This is a genomic window from Dorea sp. OM07-5 (assembly GCF_003481355.1).
Lineage (GTDB): Bacteria > Bacillota > Clostridia > Lachnospirales > Lachnospiraceae > Dorea_D > Dorea_D hominis.
This window is the reverse complement of sequence record NZ_QUKZ01000022.1, coordinates 1-416: the sequence shown is the minus strand read 5'-3', so window position 1 is coordinate 416 and position 416 is coordinate 1. Positions and strand designations below refer to the sequence as shown.

The window sequence follows — 416 nt, the reverse complement described above, 5'->3', positions numbered from 1 at the left end:
CCCTCTGGCGAAGAGTGCCTCCTGCGGCATGAGCAGGTCTGGCTGAAAGCCCCGCCGACGGAACGAGCCCGGCAAGCGTAAGCGCAGACCGGTTGCCACCTGTGGCAAACTTATACGGACGACCTCTGGTTGTCCATAAGTGCGCCCTTCATAAAAAAGCAATGAAGGGAATGGAAACTCCACTCCCTCCGGCATTACACTTCCTCCGTATTTGCAACTGGCTCTTTCTGCATTGCCTTTGAGAAGAATTTCCCATTTGCTTCCTGCCTTTTTAAGAAGCCGATCAGCTTTGGGATATCATCTTCCTCAATCGCAGAACCCAGCACCGATTCCACCGCACCACCAATCTGGCAGAGCCTGTGTGTCCGCTTTTTAGTTTCCACATCTTTCTGACGTTTCTTCAGTTCCCGTTTCTG

Annotated in this window: 1 protein-coding gene and 1 pseudogene; both read right to left on the bottom strand. The window is 52.4% G+C overall.

The features are described from left to right. Positions 1 to 195: pseudogene (locus tag DXC04_RS15775) on the bottom strand (hypothetical protein); the annotation flags it as partial. Continuing rightward, on the bottom strand, positions 195 to 416 hold a 222-nt coding region (locus DXC04_RS14210), incomplete at its 5' end, for a relaxasome subunit MobC (protein ID WP_117559549.1). The gene DXC04_RS14210 and the pseudogene DXC04_RS15775, both read right to left, overlap by 1 nt.